Annotated in this window: 18 protein-coding genes and 1 pseudogene; 12 read left to right on the top strand and 7 right to left on the bottom strand. The window is 62.6% G+C overall.

Annotation, left to right across the window (positions count from 1 at the left end; translation table 11 throughout):
• Positions 1–159: 159 nt before the first annotated feature.
• The 5 genes and pseudogenes from ACFRAU_RS14245 to ACFRAU_RS14225 all read left to right on the top strand — a co-directional run.
• The gene (locus ACFRAU_RS14245) at positions 160–918 is read left to right on the top strand and encodes an SDR family NAD(P)-dependent oxidoreductase (protein ID WP_378000384.1); all 759 of its coding nucleotides are present in this window, start codon (positions 160–162) and stop codon (positions 916–918) included.
• Between the two features lie 79 nt (positions 919–997).
• A complete protein-coding gene (locus ACFRAU_RS14240; RefSeq protein WP_378000383.1) occupies positions 998–1,366 on the top strand; it encodes a nuclear transport factor 2 family protein in 369 nt (122 codons plus the stop codon).
• A 265-nt stretch (positions 1,367–1,631) separates the two neighbouring features.
• Positions 1,632–2,354 (top strand): SDR family NAD(P)-dependent oxidoreductase, encoded by a 723-nt coding sequence (locus tag ACFRAU_RS14235; RefSeq protein WP_378000382.1) that lies wholly within the window; start codon positions 1,632–1,634, stop codon positions 2,352–2,354.
• Between the two features lie 342 nt (positions 2,355–2,696).
• A complete protein-coding gene (locus ACFRAU_RS14230; protein WP_378000381.1) occupies positions 2,697–3,659 on the top strand; it encodes a quinone oxidoreductase family protein in 963 nt (320 codons plus the stop codon).
• Between the two features lie 89 nt (positions 3,660–3,748).
• A pseudogene (locus ACFRAU_RS14225) lies at positions 3,749–3,981 on the top strand (FGGY family carbohydrate kinase); the annotation flags it as partial.
• Between the two features lie 417 nt (positions 3,982–4,398).
• On the opposite strand, the gene ACFRAU_RS14220 reads toward ACFRAU_RS14225, so the two are convergent.
• A complete protein-coding gene (locus tag ACFRAU_RS14220; protein ID WP_378000380.1) occupies positions 4,399–4,695 on the bottom strand; it encodes a hypothetical protein in 297 nt (98 codons plus the stop codon).
• Between the two features lie 1,748 nt (positions 4,696–6,443).
• Here ACFRAU_RS14220 and ACFRAU_RS14215 point away from each other — a divergent pair.
• The gene (locus ACFRAU_RS14215) at positions 6,444–6,578 is read left to right on the top strand and encodes a hypothetical protein (protein WP_378000379.1); all 135 of its coding nucleotides are present in this window, start codon (positions 6,444–6,446) and stop codon (positions 6,576–6,578) included.
• 53 nt (positions 6,579–6,631) lie between these two features.
• On the opposite strand, the gene ACFRAU_RS14210 is transcribed toward ACFRAU_RS14215, so the two are convergent.
• Positions 6,632–6,919 (bottom strand): Clp protease N-terminal domain-containing protein, encoded by a 288-nt coding sequence (locus tag ACFRAU_RS14210; RefSeq protein WP_378000378.1) that lies wholly within the window; start codon positions 6,917–6,919, stop codon positions 6,632–6,634.
• A 195-nt stretch (positions 6,920–7,114) separates the two neighbouring features.
• Between ACFRAU_RS14210 and ACFRAU_RS14205 the strand changes: the two genes are divergently transcribed.
• Complete coding sequence (locus ACFRAU_RS14205; protein ID WP_378000377.1) at positions 7,115–7,906, top strand: hypothetical protein; 792 nt, start codon at positions 7,115–7,117, stop codon at positions 7,904–7,906.
• Here the strand turns inward: ACFRAU_RS14205 and ACFRAU_RS14200 are convergent.
• From ACFRAU_RS14200 to ACFRAU_RS14185, 4 genes are all read right to left on the bottom strand, one after another.
• Positions 7,903–8,082, bottom strand: coding sequence for a hypothetical protein (locus ACFRAU_RS14200; RefSeq protein ID WP_378000376.1), 180 nt, complete (start codon positions 8,080–8,082; stop codon positions 7,903–7,905). The genes ACFRAU_RS14205 and ACFRAU_RS14200 overlap by 4 nt on opposite strands.
• Before the next feature lie 181 nt (positions 8,083–8,263).
• Positions 8,264–8,620: a helix-turn-helix domain-containing protein gene (locus tag ACFRAU_RS14195; RefSeq protein WP_378000375.1), complete on the bottom strand. Its 357-nt coding sequence runs from the start codon at positions 8,618–8,620 to the stop codon at positions 8,264–8,266.
• Positions 8,620–8,901, bottom strand: coding sequence for a hypothetical protein (locus tag ACFRAU_RS14190; protein ID WP_378000374.1), 282 nt, complete (start codon positions 8,899–8,901; stop codon positions 8,620–8,622). The genes ACFRAU_RS14195 and ACFRAU_RS14190 overlap by 1 nt, the downstream gene beginning before the upstream one ends.
• Positions 8,898–9,632: an HNH endonuclease gene (locus ACFRAU_RS14185; protein WP_378000373.1), complete on the bottom strand. Its 735-nt coding sequence runs from the start codon at positions 9,630–9,632 to the stop codon at positions 8,898–8,900. The genes ACFRAU_RS14190 and ACFRAU_RS14185 overlap by 4 nt, the downstream gene beginning before the upstream one ends.
• Positions 9,633–9,715: 83 nt before the next feature.
• Here ACFRAU_RS14185 and ACFRAU_RS14180 point away from each other — a divergent pair, with 83 nt between their 5' ends.
• On the top strand, positions 9,716–10,387 hold the full coding sequence (locus tag ACFRAU_RS14180) for a hypothetical protein (protein WP_378000372.1): 672 nt from the start codon (positions 9,716–9,718) through the stop codon (positions 10,385–10,387).
• 211 nt (positions 10,388–10,598) lie between these two features.
• On the opposite strand, the gene ACFRAU_RS14175 is transcribed toward ACFRAU_RS14180, so the two are convergent.
• Positions 10,599–10,808, bottom strand: coding sequence for a hypothetical protein (locus ACFRAU_RS14175; RefSeq protein WP_378000371.1), 210 nt, complete (start codon positions 10,806–10,808; stop codon positions 10,599–10,601).
• A gap of 794 nt (positions 10,809–11,602) precedes the next feature.
• Here ACFRAU_RS14175 and ACFRAU_RS14170 point away from each other — a divergent pair.
• The 4 genes from ACFRAU_RS14170 to ACFRAU_RS14155 are packed head-to-tail and all read left to right on the top strand — an operon-like array spanning position 11,603 to position 14,586.
• Positions 11,603–12,373 carry an SDR family NAD(P)-dependent oxidoreductase gene (locus ACFRAU_RS14170; RefSeq protein ID WP_378000370.1) on the top strand — a complete coding sequence of 257 codons (771 nt, stop codon included), beginning with the start codon at positions 11,603–11,605 and terminating at the stop codon, positions 12,371–12,373.
• A 16-nt stretch (positions 12,374–12,389) separates the two neighbouring features.
• Positions 12,390–13,337, top strand: coding sequence for a helix-turn-helix transcriptional regulator (locus ACFRAU_RS14165; RefSeq protein ID WP_378000413.1), 948 nt, complete (start codon positions 12,390–12,392; stop codon positions 13,335–13,337).
• Positions 13,334–14,191: an aldo/keto reductase gene (locus ACFRAU_RS14160; RefSeq protein WP_378000369.1), complete on the top strand. Its 858-nt coding sequence runs from the start codon at positions 13,334–13,336 to the stop codon at positions 14,189–14,191. Before ACFRAU_RS14165 ends, ACFRAU_RS14160 begins: the two co-directional genes overlap by 4 nt.
• A 23-nt stretch (positions 14,192–14,214) precedes the next feature.
• Complete coding sequence (locus ACFRAU_RS14155; RefSeq protein ID WP_378000368.1) at positions 14,215–14,586, top strand: DUF2255 family protein; 372 nt, start codon at positions 14,215–14,217, stop codon at positions 14,584–14,586.
• Positions 14,587–15,087: the final 501 nt, after the last annotated feature.

The raw sequence follows: 15,087 nt of genomic DNA, 5'->3' as shown, positions 1-15,087 counted from the left end.
TTTGATGGAATCATCAGTTCGGCCTGGAAAGATGCACTAACTGTTTTGGTGCCCCATGCGCTGAGCAAAATCTCTATCGGGCCGCATTAATGCCATCGCAAAAAAGCTTTTCTAATGTTTCCGATCGCAAGACATCAAATAGCAAAGGAGCTAGTAATAATGGAACGACTAAAGGGAAAACGTGTACTGATTACCGGAACTGCCGGGGGGCAGGGTGAAGCAGCGCAGAAACTCTTCGCGGAGCAAGGCGCCCAGGTAATCGGCTGCGACCTGCGGCCAGGGGCTGCCGAGGCGACAGCCAGCAGCCTTCGTGACAATGGGTACGACGTCCGTGGTTATGATGTCGACCTTGCTGATCCGGAGGCCGCTCGTGCATGGGTCGAGGAAGGAGCCCGAGCGCTGGGGGGGATCGACGTCCTCTACAACAACGCCGCTGGCTTTGGATTTGCGCCATTCCCTGAGATGACCATCGACCTATTCCGCCATGTAATGCGTGTTGAACTGGAGATTGTTTTCAATACAACGAGCCCGGCTTGGGGGGTCATGTCCAAATCCGGAGGTTCGATCATAAACACTGCCTCCTATTCGGCGCTCCGGGGAATTAGTCCTCTAGGACAGGTAGCGCATGCGACCGCAAAGGGCGGCATAGTGGCAATGACCAAATCCTTGGCGGCCGAGGGCGCGGCAAACGGAATACGTGTGAACGCCATTTCACCGGGTTTCGTCAAGTCGCCGGCCACGGACGCTGCCGTTGATGAAGCGGGCAGACAGTGGCAACTCAACAACCACCTCATTCAACGTGCTGGGACAGGATCCGATATCGCTTACATGGCCTGCTACCTCGCATCCGACGAATCGGGATGGGTGACTGGGCAGAATTTCTCTGTCGATGGCGGGGCCACCGCTGGCTGGCGCTGATACCAGGGGTTATCTGACAGAGGGAAATAGCTCCTGCCAGTCCAGAAATATTCACTTACCAAAGAAAAAAGGAAATTTAATGTATACCACAGCAACTGATTTCACCTCTGAAGTTTGGCGTCGCGTTGACTCTAAGGATGCAGCCTCGTTTGCGGAGCTTTTCGCACCTGAGGGCAAACTTGTTTTCGCGAATGGGGCACCGATGGTTGGCCCGGAAGAGATCCGGGCTGGCGTTGAAGGTTTCTTCAAGACCATAAAAGCCCTCCGCCACACAGTCATTAACGAGTGGACCACCGAAGACGATTCAATCATTGAATTGAACGTGCACTACGACCGTCTCGACGGAGGCCAGGCGGACATCCCAGTCGTGACCATATGGACCAGAAACTCGAACGGGCAATTCACCAATTACAGGGTCTTCTTCGATCTCACACCGGTCTTCGCCTGATCGTCTAAGCCGCATGGCAGGCTCAGACCAACGAGCATAGCTCGCCCTGTCTTCCGATGAGGATTTGTTGCAGCTGGTCCCGGTTCGATGCCTCGCCACCAATACAAATGTCCAGGCACTGGGACTGGGACCGGCATGCCGGAATTTTCTCCCTAAACACGCCTGGTCTGCCCCGGGCACTTGGCCTAGCAACCCTACGAGACACAAGGACCGACGGTCCTGGAAAAGAAAGGTGAATCCTTTGGTGCAACAGATAGCACAACGCGTGGCAGTCATTACCGGCGGAGCGTCCGGTATCGGTCAGGCCTTCGCGCAACGGCTTGCCCAGGACGGCTTCGACATTGCAATAGCCGATCTCAACCCGGCAAGCGAAACGGAAGAACTGGTCGAAAAGGAGCAACAGCAGGTATTGTCCCGGCCGTGCGACGTCTCCTCCCCGGAATCGGTCCAGACCTTCGCAGAAGCCGTGTTGGCCCGCTTCGGGAAAGTGGATGTCCTTGTAAACAACGCCGGCATCTACCCGGCCACGTCCTTCCTTGAGATGGAATGGGAGGAATGGCAGCGTGTACTGAACATCAATCTCAATTCAATATTCCATTTCACCAAGGCGTTCCTCCCGGGCATGGTGGCATCGGGGTGGGGACGCGTGATTTCCGTTTCCTCAACGACGTTTCACTCGGGCCTCGGCCTCAATACTCATTACACCGCCAGCAAGGGAGGTGTCATCGGCTTTTCCCGATCCCTGGCTGCCGAGGTAGGCGTCAATGGTGTCACCGTAAACACCATTGCTCCCGGACTGGTGCGGACAGCCACAACCGCAGGCGGTCCTCAATCGGAGTGGTTCGACGCACTGGCCCAGCAGCAGGCCATCAAGCGCACCCAAGAGCCCTCAGACCTCCTCGGAGCACTGTCCTTCCTTGCCTCCGATGGCGCTGCATTCATGACCGGGCAAACCTTAGTAGTCGACGGAGGTTGGGTTCGGTCTTGAGCTAGCCAGCCGCGCAGGGCTGGCCGGCCCGCTGGGGCGGCCTGGCCAGCCCTGACTGATCCCTTGTGAGGTTTGCTTCGTGTCCTGGGATTCACTCAAGGTGCCAACGTCCTCGATCGCACTCAGCATACGGCGTCGTCTTCCGCTCGCCTGGACCTTGCTTCACGCCTGTACCTTACCGAGGAGAAGAGGGAACGCGACGGGACGTGGAGATGCTGGGGGGAACGACTGGTGCGGGTGTGGCACGCGGCGTCGTGCTCACCGCAGTGGATTCGGAGCCCGATAGGTTCCTCATGGGAAGTCGACGCCTTTGGCGCCAGTGTCAGAATTCGGAGGAGAGCTTTGATCAACGCTATCGTTGCCCGGCAGCCGGGCGGCCCAGAAGTCTTGGTAATGCAAGAGATTGAGGAGCCTGTCCTGCGTCCCGGTCAAATACTGGTCCGAGTCGCTGCAGCTGGCGTCAATTTTATCGATACTCGTCAGCGCAGTGGCATCTATTCCTGTGATTTTCCGTTCACCCCTGGGCTGGAGGTGGCGGGCACGGTCATTTCGGTCGGAGACGATGTACAGAACTTCAGTGTTGGCGACCGAGTAGCGACCGCAGAATGCGTGGCCGGGTACGCTGAGTTCGCACTCATCGAGCAGGAGAAGGCCTGGGCGGTTCCCGCTGAGGTGGACGACCTAACTGCAGCCGCGATCCCCCTTCAGGGCCTGACCGCCCACTATCTTGTGAACTCTTCGTTCCGGGTCGAACCCGGACAGACGGCCGTAGTACATGCCGGAGCCGGCGGTGTAGGACTCCTTTTGACGCAGCTGCTCAAAGCCCGCGGGGCAAGGGTAATCAGCACTGTTTCCACCGACGAAAAAGAAACCCTCGCCAAGTTAGCAGGGGCTGACGCAGTGCTTCGCTATGAGGGATTTGCTGATCGAGTACGGGAGCTAACGGGCGGGGTGGGAGCGGACGTTGGGTTTGACGGCGTCGGCGGAACAACCTTCGAGGGTTCTCTTGCCAGTCTCCGTATCCGTGGAACGCTGGTCCTCTTTGGAGCCTCTTCAGGACAGGTCTCACCGGTTGACATGGAAAAGCTAGCGGCGGGCTCCTTTTACTTGACCCGCCCGACATCCCAGGACTTTATTCGAGACAAGGACGAGCGCCTTTGGCGCTCGTCGGAGTTGTTTTCCGCCGTAGCCGAGGGCAGCCTGAAAGTCAGAATCGGCCAAACTTATCCTCTGGTCGAAGCCGCAAACGCGCACCGAGACCTCGAAGGACGTAAAACTACCGGGAAGATCCTCCTAGTTCCCTAGTTGGGCCGCTCGCCAGACATGACAGCAGCTCGCTCATGGTTGTGCAACCCATATTTGGTACTCTGGCGAAAAACTTAGTACCGCCTGCCGAAACCTGGAACAACACCCGCGAGTTCATCGCATCCGCCCTCTCGAAGGCGAGCCTGACACTGCACGACATTGCCGACGTCGGCATCACCAACCAGCGCGAGACCGCCGTGGTGTGGGACAGACAGCCGGCGAAGCTGTCTACAACGCGATCGTGTGGCAGGACATCCGCACCCAGGACATCATGGACGAGCTGTCAGTAAAACAGCCCGGTGATGGCCATCACGAATTTCGGATCCCCGATTGCTTCATTCGAGCTCGTCGGGTCGGCGCGGGTGCTTACGAGGGTTTGGGACATCGAAAACTCGATATATTGCGAGTACAAGGACCTCACCTTCGGTAAACCGCTGCTAGGCAACTAGCGCAACGGTCCTTACGCGGCCCGGCTAGCGCTCGTCCGCAGGTCGAAGTCAGCTCGCTCCAGCAGGACGCAGTGATAGGCCACCGACGTGGTGCAGCCCAGGGATCTTCTTGGGCAGGCGTCGGTGGCGCTCCGAGACCTGACCAGCGCTTCGGCCTGTTCCCGCGGAACTTCCACGAGCTGGCGCAGCATGACCTGGTCATGAGGGAAATGTCATTGGAGACGGTGATTGTCTGGACGTCATGTTCCCTTAGGTGTGCGGAGGCGGCGGCCTGCCTCCGCGCACTCGGGTCAGCGGCGGCCCGTGAACCAGCGCCAGAAACCTCCGCCAGTGTAGACCGGCATCTCGTGCGCGATTTTCTCCTCCTTGCGCTTGGGCTTTTCCGGCTTGATCCTCTTCATGCTGACTGTCACAGTGCCCTGCCAGACGTCCCTGACCTGGATCACTTCCCAGCCCTTTGCGCCATACCGGTTGATGGCCGCATCGCGACTCCACCTGCCCCGCGGCACTTTTACGGTCTTGAATTCATACTGCGGCAACTCGTCCACCCCTTCGCGTTTGCCGTTGATGGTTCCGCATTCTGCCACGTATGGCCTGGTCGTGGCAGTGGGCTGGCGGAAGTCGTTAGCGGAGCCAGCCGGCGTGTGTCACGCCTCCGCGCCGGCTGTGACCCCGCGTAGTAATCCTGGTCGCGTTCGTCTTCATCCTCATTGGCGACTGTTTCCTGATGCCCATCGATTCGATAGTCAAAGGGATTCCCGCGCTAGCGTGCTGCATCTACACCGCGAAGGGGCCGCCCGTTACCGGCCAACGCCGGGGCCGTGGTCCCCCGCGCCCCGTCGGCTCGTCGGGTCTCCTCACGGCGGCCTTGTTCCTGGGCTCCGTGATGACTTCTAGGCTCTTGGTGTCGCTGTCAGAACGATGTTTCTTGGCTCGGTTTGCGCGGACTTTGTGGCGAGTCCCGCGATGAGTTCGGCGCGTTCCGGGCTCAACTGTGCTTCAGAACCGGCGGGTTTCTTGCAGGCCTGAACTCCGATAAGCGTGATTCCGTCGTGCTGAGGGTACCGGGCTCTGACTGTCCGGGACGAAGGTTCTAGTCATGGCCTCGTTGATTGTTTTGACCATGAGATGTTCGAAGGAGGCCGCAATGCTATGACGTTCGTTGATTCCCAGCCCTCGGCTTCGTCCGCTGAGAAATGCTCGGCCATTGTCGTGCTTTCCATTACGGCTGAGCCAGGAAGCATCTTTGCACGGCCGAATGGTGGAGGGAGTGGAGAGGATTCTCCACTCCCTCCGGACTGCTGTTGCCTGGTGTTGCAAATGGCTCAAAAAAGAGGGTGTGGACAGTGTCCACACCTGGGGCTTCGGATTCGGTTGTACCGGCATCGGACTGGGGCGGATTGGGGATGTTTTCGATAGAGTGGCGGATTTCTAGGGGGGAGCGGCTGGTTCGAGTCCCATCTTGGGCACGTGTTTTCCCTGTTCAGGGGCTTTTTAGCCTCTGAGTGTGGACAAATTGTGTTGTGAAGGGCCCCTTCGGGGGCCTTTTTCATTGGTGGCCGGTGCTGTGGCCTGTTGCCTCCTTGTCTTGTGGTTGACTGTTTGGTCTTTGGTACTTGTTCATGGTCACCCTTGGCCCGGACAGCATGATCTGAGCACGTTCGACGGAAAGTTTCTCTTCTGCTTGACGGTGGTTGTTCATCCCGCTCCTCCTGTTCGGTTGTGGTGGTCTGTTCTGCTTGTTCATGGTCGGCCCGGGGTGGAACTGCATGACCTTTCTGGAGCTGCCGAGCCCGTTGTGTTGTTGCCTCGTTCTGCCTCCACGACTGTTCATGGCAAGGCTTCCGGCTGGCTGCATGATTGTCAGGGCGCCTGTTCCGGGCTCGTCAGGGGCTCGTCGCGAAGCCACCACAGGCCGCGGAGTGAACGGGGCCAGGAGGAATAAGAGGTGGCTCCTCTCACGGAGCGGGGATGTCGGGCCGTGCTGCCGGCACGAGCGGAGGGCGTGCCCGTAAAACCCAGATCCTTGACCCTACGGAAGCCGGATCGCATGGCCAGCCCGTTCGGCTGACTTCCCGGGCGCGGATGTCCAAGGTGGAACCTGTTGTATCGGCGCGGTCATGGCAGACTGGTCAGCCGTGCCGGGACCGCCACCGCAGGGGCTTGTCTGGCACTGCCATGTTCCGGGGGAGCGGCCGGTCGTTGGCTATGAGGCGGTGATGTTCTGCGCCTAGAGGCCCTTGGGGATTGGCTCGACGTAGATGGGCAACTTCTGGTTCTGCTCGAGGCAGCGGTTTCCGTGGCCGACGGGGGTCCGGCGCCCTACGGTATTGGAATGACAACATCAAGACTCGACGCCCTTCCGAACGTCGGAGCTCCTGCCACCCGCGCCTGGAACGCCACCGGCTACGCCACGCTCAAACAGCTCGCTCGCGTACCCGCGCCGAACTGCCAAAGCTACACGAGGTAGGGCCCAAAGCGCTCCGCATCATCGAGGAGGCCCTGCAAGACCACGGACTGGCCCTACCGTAACCGCCCTTCGTCACCGAATGTCCGGCAATGGCGCCCTGCTGCCCGCCAGGAAGCGCCTGCGACGGGAGATATTCCTTCACCCATCGCTTCGAGGATGTGACCACGGGCTACGTCGTGGGTGACGCCGAGGCCGTTCAGCGCCTGGCCGGCGGCACCGTGATCGAGCGTGAGCGCGAGCAGCAGGTGTTCGGTGCCGACGAAGTCGTGGTGCAGCATCCGGGCCTCCTCCTGGGCGAGGACGACGGTGCGGCGGGCGTCCGCGGTGAAGCGTTCAAACATGGCGTTCCTTCCGGGTCGGCAGAGAGTGTCTGGAAAGCATGTGTGCGGAAGTTAGCGACCGCCTCACCAGCGACGGTCCGGTCGCGTTGTCACAGTCGAGCGGAGTTCGTGGCGGCCACCTGAAACCCGGCGCTGCCGCCCTACACTGATGCGGTGAATCAACAGTCTCCGGGTGGACGCACCCTCAGTTCGCCGATGATCGCCGCCATCACCGTTGGTGTTGTCCTCGTGACGGTCATCGTCATCCTTGTCGGCGTCCGGATTGGCCAGTCGCTGATAACCGCACCGTCGAGTGCGGTGTCCACTCCTGCGGTTGCTTCATCACCTGCAGAGGTGCCGACCAGCACCCCGACAGTGGCGAGCGAGCCGACGGAAAGCACGGAGCCCGAACCAACTGAGAGCAGCGCGGCACCCACCAAATCGGTGGCACCCCATTTCGATCGTGTTACCCCAACGCCCGTCCCGGAGCAGTCCTTCGCTGAAGTCCAGCCGCTGCCACCGCCGCCGACGGTTGAACAGGCCGATGTCGTACCCGCTGTTCCGCCCAGCCCGACGCCGGAGCCGACATGTCCTGCTGATACGGGGGTCAGCGTGTCATTGATCAAGGTTGAACTACTCAGGGAGGGCGGATCGCTCGACGAGTTCTCGATGACGCTGGTTCTCGAAAATCGCATTGCCGTGCCGGTGAGATTGCGCGAATCAGACGGCATCAGCGTGACCAGTGTTCGAGAAACGGGCCAGGAAATGCCTGCCGGCTATGTCACTCTGCCCGAAACCTACGAAGTGCCATCCGGTCGGACTGTCTTCACCGACAAGTATCCGCTGGACATCTTCCACGGTTACGGCTCCCCGGTATCTACGTTCAAGCTGAGCCCCGGGCAGATCGGCGTATCCAACAGTGACGCGGACATCAATGAGAGGTCCCTGTTCTGCGACTACAGGGACGTCACCGTGGGTAAGCCGCTGCAGGGAAGCTGGGGCAGTTAGCGCAAACGATCCCTACGCAGCCCTGTGGCACCCGTACGCAATGCGAAGTCGGCCCGTTCCAGCAGGACGCAGAACGCGGTGAGGATCGATGAGTTCCTGACGCCGGCGGCAGCGTCACGTGTCTGCTGGCCGAGCTCGAGGTGCTCGTTCGTATGCGCGGCGTAGCTGGAGCTCATGAAGATGGTCTTCGCCGCATCGAGAGCGACGCTCTCCGGGCACGGGCACAGGTGCAGTTGCTGCCCCGCTAGTCAGCGATGCCCTGTGCTGTCGTGAAATCTTCCCAGCGCTTGGAGCCGACAACGTTGAGGCACGCTAGTGCGAAGCCGCTGGGCCGTGTTCCGGGGGCTCTGCTGTTCGTCAGTACCCGGCTGCCAAGGCGTCGGCGATAGCGAGGACGGGTTCCACTGGTGCGCCGGACTCTAGCCACGCGGCCGCGGATACTGCTTCACCCGTTATCACCAAGTCCGGTTTAGGTGTTTGGAAGAAGCCGGCCACGGCCTGCGGATGAAGGCCAACAGGCAGCGCTGCGAGTACTCGGTCCAGCGCGGGCAGACGGCGTCTTCCCCGCTGAATGAATTGCCAAACCGGGAAGAGAAGACGGCCATTGGCCCTGTACGAGTACAGCTTCCGCTCCGCTTTGTAGCGGCGGACGGTGGAAGCTGAGAGATCTAAATGTTCAGCGACCTCGTCCGTGGTCAATGAAGAGGAATCCATTAGGAGCTGTGCCGCGGCGTTCCTCGCAGAACCGCGCGCGGCGGGGGGGTCGGGTCGGTGTTGATCCCCGAATGGGCGGCCCAGAAGTTGCGGTCTCGGGCCGGAAGGTCTGCAGCCGAGTTCTCGCGCCGCATTGCTTCCAGGGCAGCTTTGAGGTCCGAAACGGTCAACCTCAGGTTCAGCGAGGTGAGGACGTCTTGGAGCGGGTCGACACGGCCTGCTTGGGCGACCCCGTCCCGGCTGGATGCCGCGGAGCGGTCCTTGAGCCTATTCTTGCTCACGGGCCATCCTCCTCGTCCTCGGTGACCTCCCAGGCAGCTATCTCCTCCTCGGTGTACTGGCTGAGGGAGATGAGCCGGTCAGCGGTTGTTCTGTAGCCGGCTCTGAGTTCGGCTGAATGTAGGCCGAGTTTGCCGTAGGTCGGTTCGGTGTCGCGCAGCCTGGCGAGGCGCTCACGCCGGAGTTGGGGCTCGATGATCTTCCAATCCGCGTCATCGCACAGCTGGGTTGGAATGTCCGGCCGGACCCGGTCCCGCTCCAGTGCATCAGCCCACGCCTCCTGCTCGGGAGTGGCCGGGACAAAGTGGGACGAGGTCTTCTGGTAGTGGCAAAAGGTGCACAACAGTTGGAGGTTCTCGGGCTCGCTCGAGTCACCATCGACGTGGTCGATCTCCTTGCCGGCGCAGCCGCACGACACGCAGACCTTGTCCCGCTCCATCACCAGGGCCCGCACCGCGGCCGGGATGCGGCGGGCCATCGCGTCGTAGCCGCCCGCGAGCAGGTGAGCGACCCTGACATTCAGCGCCGACTGCACTTCCGGGTCGGCCAGACGCTTTTCGTCCCGGATGACGCCCCGCCAATACCTGACGTCGATGGATATGGAGTGGCACAGTTCCGTGCAGAACAGCCACGGACGGTGGGCCTCGTCGGCTGGCAGCGGGTCAAAGCAATTCGCGCAGCAGTCCTCGTCGTAACGGGGCCTGGCTGGCGCCGCAGCGCTGGTATCGGTCATGGACCGATTGTGGCAGACGATACCGCTGGATCGGCGTGAAGCAACAAAACAGGTGATCTTGTGAACCGGGATAAACTCCGGCCATGGGATTCATGGATGGAGCCGTCAACGGCATGATGACAAGGTTGGTGCCGGCCGGTTTTATGCCGAACGAGGCGTTCTGCCTGGGCCAGGCCGCCTACATCAAGGAAGGCAAGCGCGAGCCGAGCGTCCCGCCAACCGTGGTGGACAGGCAGACTGCGACGGCGCTCATCAACCAGACACTGGCGATGTTAGGCAGCTACCCAATGGGCGTGGAGGCGCACAAGCAGCGGATCAGGTTGTGGGAACGGATCTTCGGCTTCCGTTCGTGGCATGAGCCGATCGACCCGGAAGAGATCTACAGTCCGATGGAGCTGCTGGCACTCGGCTATTCTTTGCCGCCCACTCTGGCCCCAAGCAGCAGGGGGACCACCTCATCGGCTTCGCCGGTGAAAACCGAGGTTCCAGGCAAGCGGACATTCCGGATCGTCGTGGGCAGCAGCCAAGATGGCGGGTTCATCGACCAGATGACCGAGGCACTTCAGAAGGCGGAGAACCTGCTGCGACGGGAAGTCGAGACCGCAGGCTACGTCTGGAACGGTGAGGACGAGGACTACTCAATCTTCACAGTGGGCGACGAAGACCTGCCAGAAGCGATACCGGACGGCGCCTTGGACCGTTATTTCCCCGGGACCGTCTGTGCGCTGGGCGTCAGCACCGCAGGGAAGAAATAGAGAGATATTTCGCTCGGGGAGCCCGCCGCGGATGGGATTCGGAACGAGACCTGCCCTCGCTGTTCATCGCACCGACTCGGCGTAGGACAAGTTTGTCTTGCCAGATGCATTCATAGTTTGCTTACCAACTGATAGCCAACTACCTTCGGTGGGTGCGAAAGCGCCGGAAAGCCCCGTGGTGTCCCCCCATGCTGTGGGGCTTTTTGCTGCCCTAAACGCCCCGGACTGAGCTTTGCCACAAATTTATGGGCAGATCGTAGACGGACTTCACAGGACCGGGCAACGACGCGATCCAGGCCAGGATCTCCCCGAAGTCCGCGGTGAGCCGGCGCCTGACCATTTCTCCCGTGTCCCTGTCGATGGCGCAGTCAACGACCGAGCGGGCATGCACGTCCAAACCAATGCTTGTTCTCTCGAACATGACAGGACCTTCTTAGGCTGACCGGCAGCTCCTTCGGGCCACCGGGTGGTGGGCGATGATCGATAAACCCAGTGTGTCAGGGGGTTCACCCACAAAGTTCCGCCCTGGCCGATACAGGCCATCAGCGCCGGGCAAGACCGTGCCGGGGCGCCGCCACTGGCCACGTCCGCCTCAGCACACCCTCCTGCCGGCGCCCCGGACCGGGCCCGGCGACAATGGCCGGCGGCGGCAGGACGGAACCGGACCACAAGAACGACGGGCTGCCCAGCACTGCATGAACCTGTATTCTCGGCCTTAGCTGGAACCTCCACACCTTCAAATGTGGCTCTACCGGTCGGCCCCAGGACAGCGGTCCCGGCCCCGGCAACCCACGAATCTATTTGAACCGGAGGCTCCAGCCCCAGACCGGCGCCCCTTCATATCTCTAATGGGCCTTTCCCGGTGAAACGTCTGAGCACATGTGTCCGACGCCTTTGGATTGGGGGGATTTCCTACTCCTGACGGGTCGGGCATCATGCGCAGTGGCGGACTGGTCCTGATGCTGCAGGTGTTGTTGAGGCGCGGCAGCTCTTATCGGGCCCGCGGGAACAGTCTTCCCGGAAGTGGGTGGGCGGTGAGGCGCGAACGGGTGCGGGCCCCGCAACGGGTGTGCCCGGGGAGGCCGGTCGAACCGTGGTCCAGCAGGTCCTGTTTCGGCCCGGGTGCCCGGCATAGTGTCGAAGGTGTAAGGGCCCGCCGCTGACTGGGGCGGGACTTCCACGATGAAGAGAACGAAAGAGATGGGAAACCCCCTGATGACGAACCCGCAGTACGACTTTAGTGGCAAGGTCGCCCTTGTGACCGGCGCGGCCTCGGGCATGGGGCTGGCCGCGGCCCGCGGCTTCGCCGAGAACGGAGCCGCCGTTGCGCTTCTTGACCTCAGCGCCGACGCCGTCGGGCAGGCCACCCAGTCGCTGGTCGACGCCGGGTACCAGGCGACCGGCATCGCCTGCGATGTCGCGGACGAGGCCCAGGTCGCCGCCGCGGTCGACACGGCCGTGGAGACCTACGGACGGCTCGACATGGCCTTTAACTGCGCCGGGATCCAGGTCCCGCCCTCGGACGCGGCCGACGAGGAAGCGGCGAACTTCGACCGCGTCAATGCGGTCAACCTGCGGGGCGTGTGGGCCGCGCAGAAGCACGAGCTGCGCCACATGCGCGCCCAGGGATCCGGCGCGATCGTGAACTGCTCCTCCCTCGGTGGCCTCGTCGGCCTGCCCGAGCGCGCGGCCTACCACGCCTCCAAGCACGGGGTCATCGGCCTGACCAAGAGCGCCGCGGTCGAATACGCGCCCCGGGGCATCCGCATCAACGCCGTGTGCCCGGGTGTCGTCGAGACCCCGATGGTCGCCGGCATGCTCGAGGGCCAGGCCGAGGCGATGGCCGAGATCATGAAGCAGCAGCCTATCGGCCGCCTGGGCCGGGCCGACGAGGTCGCCGCGGCGGTCCTGTGGCTTTGCAGCCCGGCCGCCAGCTTCGTCCTCGGCACCGCACTGCCCGTCGACGGCGGCTACACCACCCACTAAGACAGTCGAGGTGAACATGGATTCCCGGTCCGAGATCAGCAGTTTCCTTACCTCCCGGCGGGCCAGGCTCTCCCCGGAAGAGGCCGGCGTGCCCCTCTACAGCGGGGCGCGCCGGGTCTCCGGCCTGCGCCGGGAAGAGGTCGCCCACCTGGCCGGGGTCAGCGCGGACTACTACGCTCGGCTCGAGCGCGGCAAGATCTCAGGAGCCTCCCGCGAGGTCCTCGAAGCCGTCGCGCGCGCCCTGCAGCTCGACGACGACGAGCGCCGCCACCTGTTCGACCTCGTGCGGATCACCCAGCGCCGGCCCCCAAGGATGATGAGCTCGAACCGCACGAGGGTGCGGCCGGGCATTCAGAAGGTGCTCGACTCCATCGACATGCCGGCGCTGGTGCAGAACGCCCGCCTGGACCGGCTCGCGTTCAACCGAATCGCACGTGCGCTGCACTCGCTGCCGCCCGACGGGTCGGGCGACCAGTACAACTACGCAACGTGGTTGTTCCTGGACCCGGCGGCCCCACGGTTTCACCGGGACTTCGACACCGCCAGGCACGACGTTGTCGCCCTGCTCCGCGCAGCCTCCGCCCAGGACCCCTACGACCGGGGGCTCATCGAGATCGTGGGCACCCTCACGACCCGGAGCGAGGAATTCAGCGCGCTATGGGCGTCCCATGACGTGCTCCGCCACCGCTCCGGAGCGAAGCTGCTCACGCATCCCGACGTCGGCGACCTCGAGTTCGGCTACGAGTCCTTCGAGCTCTCCACGGATCCGGGCCTGGTCATGCTCGTCTTCACGGTCGAACCCAACTCTCCTACCGCCGAGGCCATGCAGCTGCTCGCCAGCTGGGCAGCCCCGCCGCACCGCGAGGACGAAGCAGGCGGCAATCGAATCCAGGCGGGAACACAGGACCTGACCATCACCCCGGGCAGACCACTGCCTGACGAGAAGAGAAAGAGAACCCCATGACAATCCTGAACGAGACCACCACCCTGGCCAACGGCGTCGAGATCCCCAGGCTCGGGCTCGGCACCTGGTTCATCGATGATGACAAGGCGGCGGGCGCCGTTCGCGCTGCCGTCGAGGTCGGCTACCGCAACATCGACACCGCCCAGGCCTACGGCAACGAGCGCGGCGTCGGCGAAGGGGTGCGCACCGCTGGCGTCCCCCGCACGGAGCTGTTCGTCTCCACCAAGCTGGCCGCGGAAATCAAGGACCACGACCACGCCGTGGCCGCGATCGAGGGCTCCCTGGCGACGATGGGCCTGGAGTACATCGACCTCATGCTGATCCACAGCCCGCAGCCCTGGGACGAGTTCCGCGGCGGCGACTACGCCGAGGGCAACCGGCAGGCGTGGCGGGCCCTGGAGGAGGCGCACGAGGCGGGGAAGCTCCGCTCGATCGGCGTCTCCAACTTCCAGCAGCATGACCTCGAGAACATCCTGACGGGCAGCACGGTGACGCCGCACGTGAACCAGCTGCTCGTCCATGCGGGCAACACCCCCGCTGAGCTTCTGGCCTACTGCCGGAGCAAGCAGATCCTCGTTGAGGCGTACTCACCGTTCGGCCATGGCGCGATCCTGGAGAACGCAGACATCCGCGCGATGGCCGGGAAGTACGGCGTGTCCGTGCCGCAGCTGTGCATCCGCTACACCCTGCAGCTCGGCACCGTGTCGCTGCCAAAGACAGCGAACCCGGAGCACATGCGCGCCAATGCCGAGGTCGACTTCGAGATCTCCGGGACGGACATGGCCGCGCTGCGCGAGCTGCGCGCCCAGGACTACGGCGAGCACAGCGTATTCCCCGTCTACAGCGGCAAGTAACGAGAGAAAAGGAGGCTTACGACATGTTCCCCTGGACTCCGGAACAGCCCGAGAACATCGCATCGACCGATGATTTCCACATCTCGCCATACCGCGCCGCCGCCAACACCCCCGCCACGCCGACCCGGACCTGGTCGGTGCTTGTCGACGGGAACGTATACGTTCGCGCCTACAAAGGAACCGCTTCCCGCCGGCACCAATCCGCGGTGGCGCAGCGGGCAGGCCGTATCCGCGTCGGCGGCATCGACGCAGCGGTGTCCTTCACCCCCGTCAACGGAGAGATCAACAACCGGATCGACGACGCCTACTCGCTGAAATACGCCCACAGCCCCTACCTTGCCCCTACCTGCCGCCAAGGATCTCGAACCGCACCCGGGCGGCAGCCGTGCGAGTAGACCCGCAGTAAGGCCCGGGGCGCTCCATAACACGGACACTGCATGCCAGCATCCCGGCCATCGATGCGGCAGGATGTCGGGCAAGCACTGGCGGGGACCGATTTGGGAACTCCACTGGCCGCAAGCTGCACCAGCTCGCTCGCCCGTCCCGGACTAAGGGTCTTTTTCCGTCCGCGGCAGGCGCGGCGCTGCTTGTGCGCCTCCAAACCAAGAACCTGTCAGCTTGAGTTCCAAGGACATTCAGAAGAAAGGTCAAAACACCAAGCCGAAGGACGTCAGATTGGGGTGTAGCCCAGCGTGACGATGATTGAACTGCAGTCCTACAAGCTGAGGGTTGGCCGAGGGGTCAGCTTCGGTGTACGGGGGCCACGAGAACCGGGTCGGGGGGTGGCATCGGCTTCGACGGACCGCCGTCGCTGGCCTCAACCATGGACGGCAGTTACACGACCCGGAAGTACATCGGAGGGGCCGGAGTGGCCCAACGATGAGCATTCCGAAGTC

Origin of the sequence: Arthrobacter sp. NPDC056691 (assembly GCF_042791415.1) — a bacterium.
Classification (GTDB): domain Bacteria; phylum Actinomycetota; class Actinomycetes; order Actinomycetales; family Micrococcaceae; genus Arthrobacter.
Note: the sequence above shows the minus strand (reverse complement) of the source record. Positions and strands in the feature narration are given on the sequence as shown.